The sequence below is a fragment of the Oleiphilus sp. HI0123 genome (genome assembly GCF_001635315.1).
On record NZ_LWGE01001152.1, the window covers coordinates 1 to 1,425 of the forward strand.

The following is a 1,425-nucleotide window of genomic DNA, read 5'->3' on the forward strand; positions in this document are numbered from 1 at the left end:
GATACTCATCAACTGATCACGCTCACCCGATACCACCTCAGTTAAGCTGCGAGATGCAAATTCGTCTCGTAAGCCTTTGTTGGTTGAGTTCGCCAACAAGGTCGTGGCTTGCCAACGATTACCCGCTGTTGCCTTGTAATAAGCTTTAACATCGACAATCTTCCACTTAATGAAAGAGTCAACGATTACAAATTTCTTACCCACGGTAAGAAAACGTGCTGGCTGTGCATCTAAGGTTAGAAGACGCGCATCAAACAAACGAACATTCTGAAAGAAAGGCATCTTGAAGTGCACACCTGGCTGAATGTTTGTTTCAACGATTTCACCAAACTGAAGCTTGATACCCACTTCTCGCTCATCTACTACATAAATCGATGCAGATAGAACAACGACAACAACCAGTAATGAAATCAAAGATAATAATGAAGACTTAGACATTTATCTGCTCTCCCTGGATGTACGGTTGTTTCTTGAACGAAGCTCCTCAATAACTTGGTCTGCAATATCTGACACAGACTGATCTACGCTATCATCATTTGATAGACTAACAGAGCGGTTAGACATTAGCTTATCCAAAGGCAAATACATCATATTGTTGCCGCCTTCTACATCCACCAAGACTTTACTGCTATTGCTGTATACCGATGAGATTGCGTCAAGATATAAACGGTCTCTGGTAACTTCTGGCGCTTTTTTATATTCAACAAGTAACTTCTTAAAACGATCAGCCTCACCTTGTGCCTGAGAGATAACCTGCTCTTTATATGCGTTCGCTTCTTCTAACATTCGCTGAGACTTACCACGCGCTTCGGGAACAACGGTGTTGGCATAAGCCTCTGCTTCGTTTACATAACGCTCTTTATCCAGATTAGCCTTTTGAACATCATCAAAGGCTGACTGAACAGCAGCAGGTGCACGCGCTTCTTTAACGTTAACAATACTAACGTTAACACCCGTGTCGTAGGAATCCATAAAGCTTTGCAGACGCGTTCGCGCATTTTCTGCAAGCACAGCACGGCCAGCCGTTAGAATTGGGTTCAAATCTGTACTACCCACTTCATGCCGTAATGCTGATTCAGCAGCATGTTGTAAACTACGCTCTGGATCTTCAACGCGTAAAGCAAATGCTACTGGGTCCGATACCGTATACTGAACGTTTAGTTCAACCTGAACCACGTTCTCATCCTGAGTCAGCATTTCTTGCTTCAACTCGGCATTTCGAACATTAGTTACGTTTACAGGAATGACCTTCTCGACAACAGGAATCACAAAGCGTAAGCCCGGGTCCAAGGTTCGGTTGTACTTACCTAATTGAAGGACAACGCCTCTTTCCTGCTCATCAATGGTATAAAATGACTTAAAGCCTAAAAAGATGACCAGCGCAATCAATGCCAAAATAAATACACCACCAGCACCCTGGCTTGA

Annotated in this window: 2 protein-coding genes; both read right to left on the reverse strand. The window is 43.4% G+C overall.

Annotated elements, in window-relative coordinates; genetic code table 11:
* On the reverse strand, positions 1-438 hold a 438-nt coding region (locus A3761_RS12270), incomplete at its 3' end, for an SPFH domain-containing protein (protein ID WP_255374944.1).
* Positions 439-1,425 (reverse strand): FtsH protease activity modulator HflK (gene hflK, locus A3761_RS12275; RefSeq protein WP_068750282.1); only part of this gene is annotated, 987 nt, incomplete at its 5' end. It lies immediately after the preceding gene.